At 52.5% G+C, this 18926-nt stretch carries 14 protein-coding genes; 2 read left to right on the forward strand and 12 right to left on the reverse strand.

Going from position 1 to position 18926, the window contains the following annotated elements; translation table 11 throughout:
• Positions 1 to 134: 134 nt before the first annotated feature.
• The 9 genes from NFS35_RS13970 to NFS35_RS14010 form a co-directional block, all read right to left on the reverse strand.
• Positions 135 to 476 carry a hypothetical protein gene (locus tag NFS35_RS13970; protein ID WP_251207737.1) on the reverse strand — a complete coding sequence of 114 codons (342 nt, stop codon included), beginning with the start codon at positions 474 to 476 and terminating at the stop codon, positions 135 to 137.
• Positions 477 to 549: 73 nt separating this feature from the next.
• Positions 550 to 852, reverse strand: a complete 303-nt coding sequence (locus NFS35_RS13975) for a hypothetical protein (RefSeq protein ID WP_251207738.1) — start codon at positions 850 to 852, stop codon at positions 550 to 552.
• A 6-nt stretch (positions 853 to 858) separates the two neighbouring features.
• Positions 859 to 2214 (reverse strand): AAA family ATPase, encoded by a 1356-nt coding sequence (locus NFS35_RS13980; protein WP_251207739.1) that lies wholly within the window; start codon positions 2212 to 2214, stop codon positions 859 to 861.
• 148 nt (positions 2215 to 2362) lie between these two features.
• Positions 2363 to 2914 carry an HIT domain-containing protein gene (locus tag NFS35_RS13985; protein WP_251207740.1) on the reverse strand — a complete coding sequence of 184 codons (552 nt, stop codon included), beginning with the start codon at positions 2912 to 2914 and terminating at the stop codon, positions 2363 to 2365.
• Positions 2915 to 3229: 315 nt separating this feature from the next.
• Positions 3230 to 3439, reverse strand: coding sequence for a MarR family transcriptional regulator (locus NFS35_RS13990; RefSeq protein ID WP_251207741.1), 210 nt, complete (start codon positions 3437 to 3439; stop codon positions 3230 to 3232).
• Positions 3440 to 3506: 67 nt separating this feature from the next.
• A complete protein-coding gene (gene argS, locus NFS35_RS13995) occupies positions 3507 to 5273 on the reverse strand; it encodes an arginine--tRNA ligase (RefSeq protein ID WP_251207742.1) in 1767 nt (588 codons plus the stop codon).
• Between the two features lie 167 nt (positions 5274 to 5440).
• The gene (locus NFS35_RS14000; protein ID WP_251207743.1) at positions 5441 to 6064 is read right to left on the reverse strand and encodes an epoxyqueuosine reductase QueH; all 624 of its coding nucleotides are present in this window, start codon (positions 6062 to 6064) and stop codon (positions 5441 to 5443) included.
• Between the two features lie 24 nt (positions 6065 to 6088).
• Positions 6089 to 6736, reverse strand: coding sequence for a superoxide dismutase (locus NFS35_RS14005; RefSeq protein ID WP_251207744.1), 648 nt, complete (start codon positions 6734 to 6736; stop codon positions 6089 to 6091).
• A gap of 171 nt (positions 6737 to 6907) precedes the next feature.
• Positions 6908 to 7768 (reverse strand): AraC family transcriptional regulator, encoded by an 861-nt coding sequence (locus tag NFS35_RS14010; RefSeq protein ID WP_251207745.1) that lies wholly within the window; start codon positions 7766 to 7768, stop codon positions 6908 to 6910.
• Between the two features lie 205 nt (positions 7769 to 7973).
• Between NFS35_RS14010 and NFS35_RS14015 the strand changes: the two genes are divergently transcribed.
• Positions 7974 to 9695, forward strand: a complete 1722-nt coding sequence (locus tag NFS35_RS14015) for a sugar-binding domain-containing protein (protein ID WP_251207746.1) — start codon at positions 7974 to 7976, stop codon at positions 9693 to 9695.
• Between the two features lie 216 nt (positions 9696 to 9911).
• Here NFS35_RS14015 and NFS35_RS14020 read toward each other — a convergent pair whose 3' ends face one another.
• The 3 genes from NFS35_RS14020 to NFS35_RS14030 are packed head-to-tail and all read right to left on the reverse strand — an operon-like array spanning position 9912 to position 16255.
• The gene (locus tag NFS35_RS14020) at positions 9912 to 11753 is read right to left on the reverse strand and encodes a spermidine synthase (protein WP_251207747.1); all 1842 of its coding nucleotides are present in this window, start codon (positions 11751 to 11753) and stop codon (positions 9912 to 9914) included.
• A gap of 19 nt (positions 11754 to 11772) precedes the next feature.
• Positions 11773 to 15057, reverse strand: a complete 3285-nt coding sequence (carB, locus tag NFS35_RS14025) for a carbamoyl-phosphate synthase large subunit (RefSeq protein ID WP_251207748.1) — start codon at positions 15055 to 15057, stop codon at positions 11773 to 11775.
• Positions 15050 to 16255, reverse strand: a complete 1206-nt coding sequence (locus NFS35_RS14030; protein ID WP_251207749.1) for a carbamoyl phosphate synthase small subunit — start codon at positions 16253 to 16255, stop codon at positions 15050 to 15052. The genes carB and NFS35_RS14030 overlap by 8 nt, the downstream gene beginning before the upstream one ends.
• A gap of 225 nt (positions 16256 to 16480) precedes the next feature.
• Between NFS35_RS14030 and NFS35_RS14035 the strand changes: the two genes are divergently transcribed.
• Complete coding sequence (locus NFS35_RS14035; protein WP_251207750.1) at positions 16481 to 18778, forward strand: helix-turn-helix domain-containing protein; 2298 nt, start codon at positions 16481 to 16483, stop codon at positions 18776 to 18778.
• The last annotated feature ends 148 nt before the right edge of the window (positions 18779 to 18926 follow it).

The raw sequence follows: 18926 nt of genomic DNA on the forward strand, positions 1-18926 counted from the left end.
GCCTGTCTTTTCCCGCCAACTTATACTTTCTAAACTCCCCTGCATCCCAATGCTCCACCATAAATGAGCACGGCTGGATTCGTGTTATCGAACAGTGGGGACGCTTTTCCAAAAAGTGCGAGACGAATGGGAATCTATCCATTCAGCTTTCCTGTCAGCACATTATTCATATTCCGCTCCATCCTAATCGGTATATGATCAAAAGCAATCCGTCCTCCAAAATTCAGTCCAAACCGAATTCCCTCCCATTCGTCCTTCATTCTGACCTGCTGGATCCCCAACCTTCCCCGTCTGGCTGTGGGCATGGTATCGCTATGTGTAAATTCTACCCTCTCATATGTAGTGTACATTGTGGCCTCGGCGATGTCCAGTTCCAGCATACCGGCAAGGGCCTGAGCCACAAGGTAGCTTGCCCGGAATTTGCCTTTGATTTCCGCCCACTTTTCTTCCCCTACACTGCCTTTCATCTCAATCAAGTACAGCTTCCATTGGTTCCCATTCTGTCTTTCGAATATTATACTGCATAACGCTGAATACTGCCTAATGTAATCATGCGATTGAACCAGTCAGCGTTATGCAGTCTGGTTTCACGGCAAGTGAAATCGTTAAGCAGTATAAATGGTCAACCCTTTTATACATGGACTTCGTCTTCCCTTCCTGAAAAAAGAGAAAGTCTGTTTTTTTCTTATCCATATTTGCAATACACAGATTATCATCCGATACCAGTTTTACCTGCAATTGGCTTCTTCCGGTTTCCTCTGCCTCCTCCAGAAGCATTTCCGAACCCTCATGTACGATAAAATCCTGTACCATCAAATCTTCTATGATGAATTCTCTTTTTGTATTTCCCATTCCGTTCTACTCCTGAATCACATATGCCTCGTCCATAATCCTGTCCAATGCATCGTTGAATGTCGGAACCGCAAAACCGTTTTTACCGCAGCTTAATTCTTCCACCTTTGTCTTTTCTCCGGCTTCTGCCCGAAGCTGGTAGACTTTGACTTCTTCCGACCACAGCAAATCACGGGAATCATATCTCAATTGATGGCATATTTCTTCCCTGTCTTCCCGCCCGGACAGGCGTATCATGTTATTGATATGCTGCAGTATGATGTCGCTGTGCGTCGTGACATTCATCTGCACCCCGGCATTTACCAGCCGGCATAAAACTCTTGCCATTTTCTGCTGAAGCTGGGGATGGAGGCACATTTCAGGCTCTTCATAAAACAGGGCTCCCACATTCTTTTTATGCTTTAGTATCAAGATAAGCGGAGATAGCTCCGTCACTACAGCGGATACGGTTCTCAATGACATTCCTGTCGTTTTTCCGTTCGGGACGTAGGTCACTTCCTTATTCGGAAGAGAACTCATTTCTACTGTCCCGTCAGCCATGCCGCTCTCCAAATACTCCACTATTTCCGCAAAGTTTTCATTGCTTTCGCCGTCAAGAGTCAGGTCATTTATCACGTCCAGGAATTGATTGATTGGCCTTACAAAGGGTGGCAAGGGTTCCGTTTCTATCCCTATGTTAAAGGCCGCTCTTCTGCCGACTTTATTGATGACATCCTTCGTGAGCATAAAACCCGTTCTTGCGGCCGGGAGATAAATGCATTTGTTTAACGTCCTAAGCCGTCCCTCGTTAAGTAAAAATCTGAAAATATTGTTTACAAAAAAGTCCCAATCTGATTCATCCAAATCTTCAGACATACGACCCTTTTCAGAAAAGTATGTCACATACCCTTTAGCATCATTTCCCAGGCGAATCGAAAATATGATTTTGTCTTCACTTGTCTTAGCTCTGAAGCCGATAGAAATATCGTCCAATCCTGTCAATTCTATCTGCAATTCCTTTATATCAACATCCGCACTGTTAAAAATCGCTTTTACCAGCTTATCTTTATGGCATTCTATCCTCGCCTGCAAAACAGTCTGCAGTTCACTTCCGATTTCGCTGGCCTGCACAGTATGTCCGCCCTGTTCCCTGGCAGTTTCCATCTGCTCCTTTACCCAGTGCAACAGCCATTCTTCCGCCTCTGTCTCCAGCGCACTTCCAGTACCGGCAAAAACCTCTTCCAGATTCAGAATCCCCCATAGCAGCGACATCAGATAACTTTTTCCACTGTTGTTATCGCCCACAAAAAGAGTCAATGGAGCCATCTCAATCTCTGCGCTTTCTATTTTTCCATATCCCGCTACTTTTAATTTCCAACCCACCTTTAGGCAAACCTCCCCTTTGTCCGGCTCCTGTGCCCACTGCCGCTTCCGATATCCATTCTATCGGATATCCGCTTTCCATGCAAAAGCCTTTGCACTCTATCGCCGGTCTCTCTACAGCCGAAACGCACAGACCACCCCGGCTGTCTCACCCCCACTGTCCCAGCCGCCAAATCAGGGAAAATCCCCCGGGACGCCTGCTCTTTTCCTCCGAAAAAGCTTTCCTGACAAATGCCGCACATGCCAAATCAGCGACATCCATGTAGGCATTCCCCCGGCTGCTGAAACATGCTTTCCGTCCTTCCATTTCGAAGCTTTCCGTCTCCTCATCCGCCTTCTCCGCCAGCGCTTCCCTGGAAAAGACATGGAAATGTACCTGCTTCACTTCCTGCCGCGCCCCGAAGTTGCAGCACATGGAAACCTCCCGGAAATCCACATGCGCCTCCGCGAATGCCGCAAACGCAGCCCATGCCCTCTCATCCTGCAAAAGAGCCTCCACATCCGGAAACCGCCGCCTGGGCACGATGACGGCGTGCCAACGGGCTATGGGCTGCGGATGGCGCATCATCACGAATTCCGCTGAGCTGGCTTCCACCTTTACCGGCAGCAGACACAGGCATCTCCTGACGCAGAAGCTGGCCAGGACGCCTCCTATCCTGCTTCTGGCAACCTTCATTATCGCCCTTTTCAGCGCTTTCATCCGCCACCTCCGCTTTCTCTGCTTCCCTTTCCGCCGCCAATGCCATTGCGGGCATCCGTCCGGCCCTAATACAGATTTAATTATTTTGTCGCGTTAGCTCTCTTTATAGTAAGTTTACCATGCAAGCGCAGAAAAGACAAACGTAAAATCCGAAATTCTAAAAACGATTTTGAACACAATATGGAAAAGCAGCGGCAAATGTTTTCGGGTGTAAGGAATTGTCTACAGACAGTTCCTAAGGAAGTGTCTGTAGACAATTCCTAAGTATAAATTAGCGGAAGCAGATACTCTATGCGCCTGCTTCCGCCTGTCTCTTCAATCACTGCCTTTCAGAATCCACCGGCCTTTCTTGGTGGAGCCCACACGCTGTAGAATCCCCTCTGCCCGGAGCTGTCCCATGATATACCTCACCCCGCTCCGTGAAAGCCCCGTTACATCCCCCAGCATCTTCTGTGTGACAAAGGGATTGCTGATTTTCCAGTCTATTTTAAGGTCGATTTCCCGGTCAGTGACTTTTTGCCCCATATGCTTCGCTTTGCGATACTGTTTCTGCGGCTATGCCTCGTAAAGCCTGTCGCCATCCCGCCCTGTCCTACATCTTCTCCGGCGCGGCAAATCCCAGCAAATCGATGCAGGTCTCCAGCACGTCCCGGGTCAGCGCCAGCAACGCGATTAGGCTCTCCCGCCTTGCCCCGTCCTCCTCGCCTAAAATCTTGGTCTCATGATAGAAATGGTTGAAAGCGTTGGCCAGGTCATAAATATAGGCGCATACTTTGTGGGGCGCGATTTCCTCAGACGCATTCTGAATCATGGTATTGAACTGCACCAGCGCCATCTCCAGAGCCTTTTCCGACTCGCTTCCGGCCTCCTGGAGGGCAAGCCCCTCCGGCTTCCCGCCCTGCTCTTTGTACTTATTTAAGATAGATTTGATACGTACAATCGTATACAAAATATAAGGCCCGGTATCCCCCTCAAAGGAAGTGAACCGGTCGATGTCGAACACGTAGTCCTTTGCGGCCTGGTTGGACAAATCCCCATACTTCAGGGCGGAAAGCGCCACGGTCTCCGCCACGGCCTTGGCCTCCTCCTCGGGCATCTCCCGGCCTTCCCGAATCTTCCGGTACATCTCCTCCTGGGTCTCCCGCACCAGCACGTCCAGGCGCATGACGCCGCCGTCCCTGGTCTTGAAGGGCTTGCCGTCGCTGCCGTTCATGGTGCCGTGGCCCAGGAACTTCAGCACCGTCTCAGGCTTCACCAGCTTCGTCTTGCGGGCGCAGCGGAACACCTGCTCAAAGTACAGATCCTGGCGCTTGTCCGTGATATAGATGATCTCGTCCGGGGCATACAGGCGCATGCGCTCCATGATGGTAGCCAAGTCCGTGGTGTTGTACAGGGACGCGCCGTCGGACTTCAGGATCATGCAGGGCGGCACCTCCTTGGTGTCGGCCTCCTCCTTCACGTCCACCACCAGAGCGCCGTCGCTGATATAGGCCCAGCCCCCCTCTTTCATATAATCCACCATCTCGGGTATCAGGTCGTTCACATCGCTCTCGCCCTTCCACAGGTCGAACTCCACGTTCAGACTGTCGTAATTCCGCTTCAAATCCACCTTGGATACATCCACGATATGCTTCCACAGGGCACGGTATCCCCGCACACCCTTCTGGAACTTGCGGGTGGCCTCCAGGGCCTTTGCCTTGAATGCCGCATCCTCCTTTGACTTGGCGCTGGCCAGGGGGTAGATCTCCGCGAACTCCGCCTCCGTGATAGGCTCTTCCGCCGGATACTCGCCCTGGTAGCTCTCGTCAAAATATGGCAAATCCGGCTTGCGCTCCTGCAGCTCCGTGATCACCATGCCGATGGGCGTGCCCCAGTCCCCCAGATGCACGTCCCCGATGACCTCATGGCCCGCATAGCGGCTGATGCGCTTGATGCTCTCGCCGATGATGGCCGGGCGCAGATGCCCCACATGGAGGGGCTTGGCCACATTTGCCCCGCCGTAGTCGATCATGATTTTCTTCGGCGTATCCGGCGCCTCCAGGCCGAATTTCGGTTCCGTCCTCATAGCGTTCACCAGATTCAGCAGGAATCCCTCCGAAAGCTTCAAGTTCAGGAAGCCGGGCGCCACTGCCGCAGCCTCTTTGAAGATATGGCTGTCCGCAAGCTTGTCCGCCACTTCATTCGCAATCATGATGGGAGCTTTTTTGTATTTCTTCGCTCCTGCCATAGCGCCGTTGCACTGATATTCACACAGGTCAGGACGGTTGGACAGGGTCACCCTGCCCAGAGAAGCGTCATATCCTGCCGCCTCGAAAGCCTTTCCCATCTCTTCCGATAACAACTCCAGTATCTTTTTCATTATGTCTCTCCGTTCTTTCTATTCCATTTCTTGTGCGCATTTCACTTTTCTTTGGGTTTTCTGTGTCAGCATTATACCCCAAATCGGCGGTTCCTGCAATATATTCTTTTCCAGAATATCCCTCTTTTGAAATATTTGGCGCCGGACGCCCCGCTTCTTCCAGATGTTCATCTTCCGGAATATGTACAGCCGCAGTAGTCCTGCCGGTATAGACCATATTGTGCCGACAGTTCAATGGAACGTTTATATCCCTCCTTTTTCTTGAAGTCCGAAGGCAGCCAGGCAATCCCGTATTCCTGTGACAGGGTCTGTCCGATTTCATTGATTTTCCGCGCATTTTTTAACGGGCTGATGGTCAGAGTGGTGGCGATAAAATCAAATCCGCCCTCCGCTCCGAGCCGTGCCGTCTCGCGAAGCCGAAGCTCATAGCAGCGGAAACATCTCTCTCCGCCCTCCGGGCAGCTCTCCAGTCCCCTTGCCATCTCAAAAAAGCACCGGGGTTCATAATCTCCCTCCACCACGGCGATGGGATATCCCCTGCCCTCCTCATTGAAGACGGCAATCAGCCGTTTCTGCTCTTCCACCCTCTTCTGATACTCCGATGCCTCGGAGATATTCGGGTTGAAATAGAACACTGTTATCCGAAAATACCGGCAGAGATATTCCAGCACATAGCTGCTGCAGGGCGCGCAGCAGCTGTGCAGAAACAGCCTGGGTGCAGACATACTGTCCGCACCCTGCAATCCGTTTATGATTTTTTCCAATTCTTTCTGGTAATTTATCTGATTCATTTTTATCCTCCAAGTACAATTCTGTCACTTCCGCGGTCTGATTTCCTCCAGCCAGTCCTCATAGCGCTTCCCGGCCTTACGCCAGTTGATCAGCTCAAACCATCCGTCCACATAATCCGCCCTCCGGTTCTTATACTGCAGATAATAGGCATGCTCCCACACATCCACCAGCAGGATAGGCATATATTCCTTCAAATCCGGCACATCCTGATTGGAAGTCTGCGTGATGGACAGGACACCGTCTTTGTCAGCCACAAGCCATGCCCATCCGGAGCCGAACTTCCCCACGGCCGCCTGCTTCATCTGCTCTTTCCACTGCCTGTAGGAGCCGAAGTCCCGCTCTATGGCCTCCGCCAGCGCTCCGGCAGGCTCCTGTCCCACAGGCTCCCGCATGGAGTCGAAATACAGCTCATGGTTGTAGACCCCGCCGCCGTTATTGCGCACTGCCGTCTGTATGGCCGCCGGGAGTCCGGTGATGTCGGCCAGCAGTTCCGGCAGGCTCTTCTTCTGCTGTTCCGGATAATCCGACAGCGCATTGTTCAGATTATCCACATAAGTCTTGTAATGCTTGTCATGGTGAAAAGTCAATGTCTCCGCGTCCAGCACAGGGACAAGGGCGTCATACTCATAGGGCAAGGGACGCGCTACAAAAGGATAGACTTCCGCTCTCATATCAGTTACCTCACAGTCCGCCGCCAGGGCTTTTTTCACGAAACGCCGTCTTTCCGAAAGGGCACGATTCCATCCGGAAAACCTACGGTTCTCTGAAAAGTATATGTAAATTTATCCCTTTTATTCAACAATCTTCCTAAATCCAAAAAGCCTTTGCCGCCCCCACGGACTTCAGGAATCCCCATCCTCCGGCGCCGCCGGATTGCCCTGCTTCTTTCTGTAACAGGAGGGAGAAATCCCTGTCTCTTTTCTGAAAAAGCCGGAAAAATGGCGGTAATCCATGAAACCGAGGCGATTTGAGATTTCCTGTATGGGCATGGCCGTGCGTTCCAGCAGAGATTTGGAAAGCGCCAGCCGCAGCGACAGATAGTATCGGTAAGGCGTCACGGCGTAAGCCTCCTTGAACAGATGAATGGCCCGGGAGCGGGACAGCGGGACGCAGCCCGCGATGTCATCGATGGTAAGCGGCCGCGCCGCATTCTGCTCTATGAAGTTTTTCATGATAAGCGCTCTGGACCGGAAAGAAACCTCACTGCCCAGAAAAGAGGAAATCGCCTGGATATACCGGTGCAGCAGAAGCTCCAGCTGACCGCCTGAGTGGATCGGTTCCTTTTCTATCGCATGGAAAATGTCATAGAGATAACCGCTCTCGCCAAAAGCGGGAATCTTCAGGACATTGTCCAGCTGATAATCAGAAATCAGATGCGCCACCAGGCTCCCGCCCACGTTGAACCATATCTTGGTCCACGGATGCTCCTGATCCGAATAATAATGATGGCACCTCCCCGGCTGCAGGATGTAGGCGTCCCCCGCGGTAACTGTGACACTTTCCCCATCCTGACGGACATGCCCTATGCCGGAAAGGACATATTCAAAAACGTAGTAATCTCCCCGGGGACGGTATATTTCATACAATGGATCCGGGTATGTGATACCTGCCAGGCCGGGCGCGAAGCAGCCGGAAACCTGTCCCGTATAGATAGCATATTCTTCTCCTCTTCCCTGACGGAAGACCGGCTGTGCGTCCGGCATGATGTCCCTCCTGATTCCAGTTCTGCATACATCTGATTTTCCTATTATACATCATAGCACTATTTTATACATTTACGCAATTAATTTCCATAGAAAAGTAAGACCCGCAAGATTATACTATAAGTGAAATGTAAACGGCAGAAAGAAACAGCTGCCAGAAACAGACACCAGTGAAATGTGCAAAAGCGACAAGGAGGATTTTACAATGGCCAAAACGGCAAGAATGGAGCATCCAAAGCCCCAGATGCAGCGGGAAAACTGGCAGAACCTGAACGGGGAATGGGATTTTGCCTTTGACTTCGGCTTAAGCGGCGTGGACCGAAAATTTTATGAAAGAGACGGACTCGACCGGAAGATTCAGGTTCCCTTCTGCCCGGAGAGCGATTTGAGCGGCATCGGCTACAAGGATTTCATCCCGGCGGTGTGGTATCAGAAAAAAGTGACTCTGACGGCAGCCCAGCTGAAAGGAACCGTCCGCCTGCACTTCGGCGCGGTGGATTACGAGTGCCTGCTCTGGGTAAACGGGCATGAGGCCGGCAGCCATAAGGGCGGCTATGTCTCTTTCTGCCTCGACATCACGAAATATGCAAAAGAGGGCGAAAACGTGCTGACACTCTGCGCCAAAGACGATACCCGCAGCGGCAGGCAATGCAAAGGAAAGCAGAGCGGCCTCTTCTATTCCCACGGCTGCGATTACACCCGGACTACGGGAATCTGGCAGACTGTGTGGCTGGAGTTCGTGCCCAGAGCCTTTGTGGAAAAAGTGTATTATTATCCCAACATCGCGGAGAGTTCCGTTACTGTCCGCGCCGTGACCGTGGGAGAGGGGATTCTGTCCGCGGAAGCTTCCTACCAGGGAAAGGTCTGCGGAAAGGCCCAGGCAAAGGCGGAAGCCGGGAATGCCACCCTGAACATCCCCCTGTCCGAGCTTCACCTCTGGGAGACAGGCGCGGGACGTCTCTATGACCTGAAGCTTACCTTTGGAGAGGACAGCGTGAACAGCTATTTCGGCATGCGTGAAATCCGCCTGGAGGGTGAGCGCGTCCTGATCAACGGCAAATCCGTCTTCCAGAGACTGGTGCTGGATCAGGGCTTCTATCCTGACGGCATCTATACGGCTCCCTCGGACGAGGCGCTGCTGCAGGATATCCGGCTTTCCATGGAGGCCGGCTTCAACGGCGCAAGACTCCATCAGAAAATATTCGAGGAAAGGTTCCTCTATCACTGTGACCGGATGGGATATCTGGTATGGGGAGAACAGGGGAACTGGGGCCTTGACCACAGCAGGGCGGACGGGCTCAAATGCTTCCTGCCCGAATGGATGGAGGCTCTGGATCGGGACTTCAATCACCCTGCCATTGTGGGATGGTGTCCTTTCAACGAGACCTGGGACTATGAGGGACGCAGGCAGGACAACGATTTGCTGGCCATTGTCTATCGGATGACGAAGCTCTTTGATACTACCAGGCCCTGTATCGACACCAGCGGCAATTATCATGTAGTGACGGATATCTATGATATGCATGACTATGAGCAGGATCCGGCGGTGTTCGCCTCCACATATGAGGATTTCGCAAAAGGAGGGCCTTTGAAAGACCGCATGGCCGACAGGCAGACTCCTGTGACAGGCATTCCGGTGTTCATCAGCGAATATGGCGGAATCAAGTGGGATGTGGATGGAAATCTGGAAGACAGCTGGGGATACGGAGACGGTCCCAAGACAGAGGAGGAATACATCGCGCGTTACAAGGGCCTGACGGACGCCCTGCTGGACAATCCTCACATGTTCGGCTTCTGCTATACGCAGCTTTATGATGTGGAGCAGGAGGTCAACGGGCTTTATACCTATGACAGGAAACCTAAGATGGATATGGGGATTTTCAGGGAAATCAACAGCAGAAAGGCTGCCATCGAAGACGAAAGATAATCGTGATATTCTTCATCCTATCTGATACAATATCCTTACCCGGGACAGGGAACTGCCGGGTAAGGATATTTTTAAGGAGATAAGGTATCATGACGAACCATGAACTGCTGCTGGCCATATCCGCTTTGCTGGATGTAAAGCTGAAAGCAGAGTTACAGCCCCAGAAGAACGAATGCGCGATGAAATCAGGGCAGTCAGGAAAACATGCCGAGTCTCCTAAAACGAACGCAGCAGCCCCTCAATCCCCTCTTCCTCATAAATCCTCTTATAATATGCCACCTCGTCACCAATCAAGTCGTCAATCACCTGCATGCCGAGCAGTTCCACAGGCGCCTTGTCGTCCGTCAGGATATATTCCCCCGGGACATAGCGCTCCAGCCCTGCCGATGCCCGTTCCATCATGGCATACAGATTTCCGTCCTGCAGAAGCTCCCGGTTGGCCTCCAGGTTAGCCAGCATGGCCCCATTGTCCGAAGCGAACAGCTCCCGGTTGGTGGAGCCCGCCACATCCACTGTGTAGACCTGGCCGAACACAGAGGAGATGGTATCGGCCAGATACTGGTTGATATTGCCCTCTTCCCTGCCCCGCATGTTCATGTTGACCACCATGACCCCGTTTTCCGCCAGGTGGGCCTTTACCAGCGTGAAGAATTCCACCGAGGACATCTGAAAGGGGATGGTGATGTCCTGATAGGCGTCCACCATGATGACATCGTATTTCTCGTCCACCGCGTTCAGAAAAGCCCTGCCGTCATAGGTGGTCACCGGCACGTCCTCCGGCAGATGGAAGTATTCCCTGGCAAGCGCCGTAATCTTCTCATCAATCTCCACGCCTTCGATGTCCATGCCGCCGTAATATTTCCTGCACTGGGTGGCATAGGTGCCGGTCCCCATGCCCAATATCAGCACCTTGCAGTCCTCCGGCGCTTTCTCCTGTATCATCAGCGGAGCCGCCATGGCGTAATCGTAATACATCCCTGTCATCCCCTGTTCTTTCATATAAATGGACTGCACGCCGAACAGAACATTGGTGGATAGTATGACGCTCCTGTCACTTTCCTTGACCTGCAGGTAATTATAGACGGATTCCCCCTCATAGGTCAGATTGGTCTCCCAGAAAGCGAAACTGTCGGAATATCCCAATACACAGCAGACAGCATAGCACACCAGCGTGATTATGACTTTTCTCGTGCCTGAACCGGCGTGTTTCTTCTTCCCGTCTTTGCCGGCGCTTTCTTCTGCGCCGTCTTCTCCGCTCCCGGCCATTCTTTCGGCGCTGTCCGCAGTTTCTTTTCCTTCAATTATCTGCTTTTTCGCGCCCTCTGCGCATTTCGTCTCAGTCTGCTGTTCTGCCGCATCCTCTTTATGCATTCCCTGTCTTGTGTTCTCACGCTTTCCCGCGACCGCGTTTCCGCTTGCCGTCCCTCTTCCCGCGCTGATGAAATAAAGAACCGCCAGCACCAGCAGAATCCCTGAGAAAATCAGGAAAGTGACAGAAGTCCCCACAGAGGGAATGGTCACGAAAGTGGGAACAAAGGTACCGATGATGCTGCCGATGGTATTGAACGCTCCCAGGTTCCCCACCGTCTTGCCGCTTTCCTCCAGATTGCCCACAGAGTACTTGGCCAGCGAGGGCGTCACCGTCCCCAGCAGGAACAGCGGGAAGACAAATATCACCATACAGGCCGCGAAAGCCGCGATAATCAGGAAATTGCTGCTCACGGAAAATATCAGAAGCGCCGAGATGCCGAGGATGATATATTTCCCCACCGCCGGAATCGCCGCAATCCACACTGCCGCTATCAGTATCCTGCCATAAAGCCTGCCCGGATCCGGATTCTTGTCAGCGCTGCGCCCGCCGTAGATATTCCCCAGCGCCATGGCTATCATGATGGTCCCGATGATGATCGTCCACACAATCTGGGAGGAGCTGAAATACGGTGCCAGGAGCCTGCTGGCCCCCAGTTCCACCGCCATCACGGACATCCCGGCAAAAAATTCGGTCAGGTACAGGAAAATTTTGTTCTTCAGTATCTTTGGTGCATTGGTCATACTCATAGCCTTTCTCCCTGAAATCTTACAATTGCGCCACATCCACCAGCGTCAGCTCTTTCCCCGCGTTCTCCAGGCTGGTCAGCAGCGCTCTGGCGGTATCCAGCGAAGTAAGGCAATTTACGCCTGTCTCAATGGCCGTCCGGCGAATCAGGAAACCGTCCCGGGACTTGTCCCGCCCTTGAGTAGGCGTGTCGATGACCAAGTCAATCCGGTGTCCCAAAATCAGATCCATCACGGTAGGCGATTCCTGAGATATCTTGTTCACTTTCCTGGCCTTAATCCCCGCCTCGTTCAACGCAGCGGCCGTGCTCCTGGTGGCGTAGATTGTATAGCCCAGTTTCGCAAAACGGCGGCCGATTTCGATGGCCTCGCCCTTGTCCGCATCCTTGACAGTGATAATCATGTTCTTGTGCCTTGGCAGATTCACGCCTGCCCCTAAAAAGGCCTTGTACAGCGCCTCATGGAACTGCTTCGCGATTCCAAGACACTCGCCAGTGGACTTCATCTCCGGCCCCAGGCTGATTTCCGCTCCACGAATCTTCTCAAAGGAGAATACAGGTATCTTGATAGCATAATACTGCGCCTCCGGCTGCAGCCCCGGCTCATAGCCCAGCTGCTTTATGGTCCTGCCCAGAATCACTTCCGTGGCCAGATCCACGATGGGGATTCCCGTCACCTTGCTGATATAGGGCACCGTCCGGGAGGAGCGGGGATTCACCTCAATCACATAGACGTCCTCCCCGATGGCGATGAACTGGATATTGATAAGTCCTTTCACATGGAGCGCTTTTGCCAGCCGCCTGGTGTACTCCGCAATCTTATCTTTCACCAGTTTTCCTATGGTATGGGCAGGGTAGACAGAAATACTGTCCCCAGAATGTACGCCTGTCCGTTCAATATGTTCCATGATACCGGGTATCAGGATATCCGTCCCATCGCACACGGCATCCACCTCTATCTCCTTGCCCTGCAGATATTTGTCCACCAGAATGGGATGATCCTGAGCAATCCGGTTGATGATCGCCATGAATTCCTCAATCTCCTCGTCTGAAATGGCAATCTGCATGCCCTGGCCGCCCAGCACGTAGGAGGGACGCACCAATACAGGGTAACCCAATCGATTAGCCACCGCCTTGGCCTCTTCTGCGGTGTACACCGTCCCACCGGCAGCCCGGGGAATCCCTATCTCCTCCAGAATCTTGTCGAACAATTCCCTGTCCTCGGCAGCATCCACATCCTCCGCCTTGGTTCCAAGGATGGGCACGCCCATCTTCATCAGGCTCTCGGTGAGTTTTATGGCGGTCTGGCCCCCGAACTGCACTACGGCCCCGTCCGGCTTCTCGATATCCACGATGGCCTCCACGTCCTCAGGGGTCAGCGGCTCGAAATAGAGTTTATCCGCGATGTCGAAATCCGTGCTCACTGTCTCCGGGTTGTTGTTGATGATAATCGTCTCATAGCCCGCTCTGGAAAAAGCCCATGTGGCATGCACGGAGCAGTAGTCGAACTCGATTCCCTGCCCGATGCGGATGGGGCCGGAGCCCAGCACCAGCACTTTCTTGCGTCTGTTTCTCACCGAATCCGAAAGAACACTGCTCTTGCGTTCTTTCATGCAGAAATCAGAATCACTTGACGACGTACTTTCGAGTTTCGTGGTTTCCACCACACTGGCTTCACACTCCCCGCCGTAGACGGAATAGTAGTAGGGCGTAGATGCCGCGAACTCCGCCGCACAAGTATCCACCATCCTGTAGGCGGCGCGGATTCCGTTCTCATGGCGCATGGCCTTGATTTCCGCCTCGTTCCTGCCAGTGAGCCGTGCAATCACAGTGTCCGGGAATTCGATTCTTTTGGCCTCTTTCAGCAGATCTGCCGTCAGTTCCCGGTTCTTCAGCGCCTCCTCCATCTCCACCAGAATGGCGATTTTGTCAATGAACCACATATCGATCATGGTAATGGCATGAATCTCCTCATAGCTGATACCCTTCCGGATGGCCTCTGCAATCATCCAGATTCTCCTGTCATCCACCACTTTCAGCTTCGCTTTCAGCTCTTCCGCAGACAAATCGCTGAAATCATAGCTCAGCAGACAGTCCACATGCTGCTCCAGGGAACGGATGGCCTTCATCAGTGCGCCCTCAAAGCTGTCGCAGATGCTCATGACCTCCCCGGTGGCTTTCATCTGGGTGGTGAGTGTACGTTTTGCCGTGATAAATTTATCGAAAGGCAGTCTCGGAATCTTCACCACGCAGTAATCCAGCGCAGGCTCGAAGCTGGCGTAGGTCTTCTGCGTGATGGCATTCTTGATCTCATCCAGGGTATAGCCCAGCGCAATCTTCGCCGCCACCTTGGCAATGGGGTATCCCGTGGCCTTGGAAGCTAAAGCGGAAGAACGGCTCACCCTGGGATTCACCTCGATGACGCAGTACTCAAAACTGGTGGGATGCAGGGCGAACTGCACATTGCAGCCCCCGGTGATCTGCAGTTCGTTGATGATGTTCAGCGCGGAGGTGCGCAGCATCTGGTACTCCTTGTCGCTGAGGGTCTGGGAGGGGGCCACCACGATGCTGTCTCCGGTGTGCACGCCCACGGGATCGATATTCTCCATGTTACAGACAGTGATGCAGTTCCCGGCGCTGTCACGCATGACCTCGTACTCAATCTCTTTCCAGCCCGCGATGCAGCGCTCCACCAGCACCTGCCCCACTCTGGAGAGGCGCAGCCCATTCTCCAGGATTTCCTCCAGCTGCACCTGATTGTAAGCGATACCGCCGCCGGAACCGCCAAGCGTATAAGCCGGCCGCAGCACCACAGGATAGCCGATGGAATTGGTAAATTCAATGCCGTCCTCTATATTTTCCACCACTTTGGAAGCCGCGCAGGGTTCCCCGATGCGCTCCATCAAGTCCTTGAACTCCTGCCGTCCCTCCGCATTGCGGATGGTGGCCGCCGTAGTCCCCAGAAGAGTCACGCCGTGGGAGGCCAGAAAACCCGACTCCTCCAGCTCCATCCCCAGGTTCAGGCCCGCCTGTCCGCCGAGGGTAGGCAGGATGCTGTCCGGCTTTTCCTTTTCTATGATCTGCTCCAGAACCTTTACCGTCAAAGGCTCGATATATACTTTGTCCGCGATGTCCCTGTCCGTCATGATGGTGGCCGGATTGGAGTTCACCAGAATGACCTCCACGCCCTCCTCTTTCAGAGAGCGGCAGGCCTGTGTCCCCGCATAATCGAACTCAGCCGCCTGTCCGATGACGATGGGGCCGGAACCTATGACCATGACACGTGTAATCTCAGGCTTCTTAGGCATGGCAAGCACCTCCTTTTGCTTCTTTCATCATTTCTATGAATCTGTCAAAAAGGTACCTGGAATCCTGCGGCCCCGGGCAGGCCTCCGGATGATACTGCACCGTGAAGATATTCTTGCCCACATAGGAAAGCCCCTCATTGGTGCCGTCATTCACATTGATGAAAGCCGGCACCGCCACTTTCGGATCCAGCTTGTCCATATCCACCACATAGCCGTGATTCTGTGAAGAAATGTACACTCTGCCGGTAGCCAGATCTTTCACGGGATGGTTTCCGCCCCGGTGGCCGTACTTCATTTTATAGGTGTCCGCCCCGGTGGCCAGCGCCATCAGCTGGTGTCCCAGACAGATGGCGAAAATCGGAATCTCCGTCTCGTACAACTTCCGAATCTCCCCAATGATGCCCCCGCACTCCTTGGGATCCCCGGGGCCATTGCTGAGCATGATGCCGGCCGGCCTGTCGGCAATGATTTCCTCCGCCTTGGTCCATGCCGGATACACCGTCACCTCGCATCCCCTCTCCGCAAGAGAACGGGCGATGTTGCCCTTGGCGCCGAAATCCAGAAGCGCCACCCGAAGCCCTGCTCCGTTCAGCTCCTTCACCAGCGCAGGCCTGGGCTCCCGGCCTCCCTTTTCATAAAAGGACGCGTCAAATCTCGCAGCCCCCGACAGCGGCCCGTTGTCCGCCAGCGCAAGCGCGGGCTTCACCACATATTTCTCCCTGCAGGTCACCCGCTCCACCACCTTGCCTGTGGTATAGGCTTTCAGTTTCGGAAGCACCGCCTCTAAATCATACCCCTCATCCGTGGTAATCATGCCGTTCATGGTGCCCTTTTCCCGCAGTCTCTTAGTCAGGGCCCTTGTATCTATCCCCGCTATGCCGGGCACGTCATTTTCTTCCAGGAATTGCTGTAGACTTAAATCAGAACGAAAATTGCTGCAGACGCGGGAAAGCTCCCGCACGATAAAACCATCCGGCCAGGGTCCGTGAGATTCCATGTCGTCCTTACAGATACCGTAGTTGCCGATCAGGGGATACGTCATACATACCGCCTGCCCCGCATAGGACGGATCCGTCAGCACCTCAAGATAACCCGCCATGGACGTATTGAATACGATTTCACTGATAATTTCCCTGTCGGCACCGATATGGATTCCTTCAAACACCGTGCCGTCTTCCAAAATCAAAAACGCCTTCATATCTTCCCTCATTTCTCTGCCTTGTCACATGCACAAAACACCCCGTCCGCAAGAATCTTCTCCATGCTTTTTATATACCTCTCCGGACATTCGTTTCATTATAGCACATAAGAAAAAGACGGGCAATAAAAAAACTTTTTAATTCCGGAAAAGTATGATAAACTAAAGACAGTGCTCCATGTCCAGTATTTTGTTCGTTTTGTATTACATATGGAAGAAAAGGAAATGATGTCAGCAAGATTATTTACAAAAATCAAAGGCAGCAATGAATGCACCATGAACAGCAAAGCCGGAATTTTCGCAAAATTCCTGATTTGTTTTCTGCTTATTGTCCTGATGCCCACCATCCTCATGGGAATGATCTGGTACAGGAACATCGCCCTGAAGGACCACACGGAAATCATGGAGAAAGAGACCCGGATCCTGCAGGAAGTCAACGATTCTTTCACCCAGTGGAAGGATTCTGCGGAACAGGATCTCGTGAGTATGCTGTACGGCGCCACTTTCAAAAATTATGTGTCGACCAAAAAGCCGGAATATATGACGAAAGTAATGACAGAGGCTTTCCGGGTTCTCCATCTGAACGAGATATTGTATTCCATTTATCTCTATGACGCATACGAAGGAACTTTGTGGGATTCCATGACCAAAATGCAGTCCGTGGAGACTTTCTATGACACCGGCTGGCTGGCCCAGCTGCAGTCATCCGTCACGAACCAGATGCTCTCCGTCCGCCAGAACCGGGACGCGGCCTTTGAGACAGAAGAATTCTTTCCGGAAAAACTGAGACAGTTCTATCCGGCGAAAATAAAAAATGTCATGACCATCATCACCCCCCGCACTATGGGGACTACCCTTCTGGGAAACATCGACGTGGAAGCGCTGGGCGAAAGGCTGGCCCAAAAGTTCTACTCCGAAGGAAAGAACAGCTATCTCTTGAGGGAAGATGACGTGCTGTATCAATCGGTGCCGGACGATATGTCCGGGCAAATACCGGCAAGCTCCCTATGGACCAAAAGGACTGATTTTTTCGAATGCCAGGGCGCGGAACACTACTGGTTCGCCTGCAAGCTGGGGGACACGGATTTATATTATGTGGAATCCATACCGCTTGACATCCTCTACAGCAACAGCACGGAATATATCCGCTACATCATCCGGGTGGCAGCCATCATCCTTGTGTTCGTGATAGGACTGGCGGGGCTGATTGCCTACCGCATTTATCATCCTCTGGATGAGCTGTACAGCGTGATCAGCGTATATAACCAAAAATCCAGCCAGCAGCCTCCCAGCGAAGAGACGGAAGGCCATGCCATGAAAAAAGCATTTGAAAGCATGAAACAGAGCGGAAAATCCGAAGTGGACATCCGTATCATGAATGATTTTGTGAGCGCCGCCATGCTCCGCATGCTCTTTGACGGAATCATCACTCAGGAGCGGTTTTTCCAGGAGAATTCCCGCATCTTCCACTCGCAACAGGAAAAAAACACCTACTGCCTGCTGCTCTGCAGGCTGCGGGAGTCCCTTTCCGGCAAGGCAAAGGAAGAACGGGACATGCGCCTGAAAGAGGTCATCAACGTATATCTGATGGTACGTCTGGACGGCATCCTGTCGGAGACCTCAACAGGGGACTTCGCCATCCTGTTCTGCGGGAAGACAGATCATGAAATAGAGCAGATGGAACGGTTCTGGGTAAAAATCTTCAACGAATTGACCGGGGATGGAAACTACTTCTCTTCCAGCCGCCCGTTCTCCGCCAAAGACTCCATAGAGGAACAATACCAGATCTGCCAGAAGAGCCTCCAGAACGAATACTTTTTTGCAGATCAGGAGGAGGGATGGCTGACCTATCCGCTGCCGGAAGAAAATTGCAGCTACAAAAGCCTGCTGCACTATGCGCCTCCCCTGATTCGCTGCATCCTCATGGGCGAAGAAGACATCCTGGGGGAAAAGCTGTCGGAACTGGATAGAGAACTGCGCGAGAAACAGAAAAAAGATTATGCCCTGAACCTGTGCGCACGGATACTGGGAGAAATCGACAAGGAAGTGACCCTGGAACCCCTGGAGGACGGAAACGCGGATCCTGTCAGGGGCGTATACGGGCAGGAAACCGAGAAGCAGCTTCTCGCCTACATGGACTCCGTCCTTCGGAAAAAAATGAGACAGCTGAATACCCAGGAAGAGAATCAGCGCGAGAATTCCTACTATCAGAAAGCCCTTGCCTATATCCATGAAAATTATCAGAAGAACATCAATATCACAGAAATAGCGGATGCCATAGGCATCAGCTACGTATACCTGAACAAGATTTTCAAGGCTTATCACGGGAACGACACCAAGCTGATAGATTACCTGAACCTGATCCGGATCAACAAATCGGCCGAGCTCCTGCAGCAGACCGATGCTTCCATCGCGGTCATCGCGGAGCAGGTAGGATACAACAATGTACAGAGCTTTTCCAGGTTCTTCAAAAAATATAAGTCTATGACGCCCGGCGAATGGAGGAAAAAGTATAGAAAGTAAACTTTCTATACTTTTTCTTTCACTTTCTATAAAATCCCCAAAACACTAGAGAAAATGAAGCCAAATTAGAGAAATCCAAAATTGAACCTCCTCTTTCTGACAGATATAATGTGCACGTAGACGTGATTCCTATCCGGCGCCAGACAGG

This window comes from Acetatifactor aquisgranensis (assembly GCF_943193215.1).
In the GTDB taxonomy this organism is placed as follows: Bacteria; Bacillota; Clostridia; order Lachnospirales; family Lachnospiraceae; genus Acetatifactor; species Acetatifactor aquisgranensis.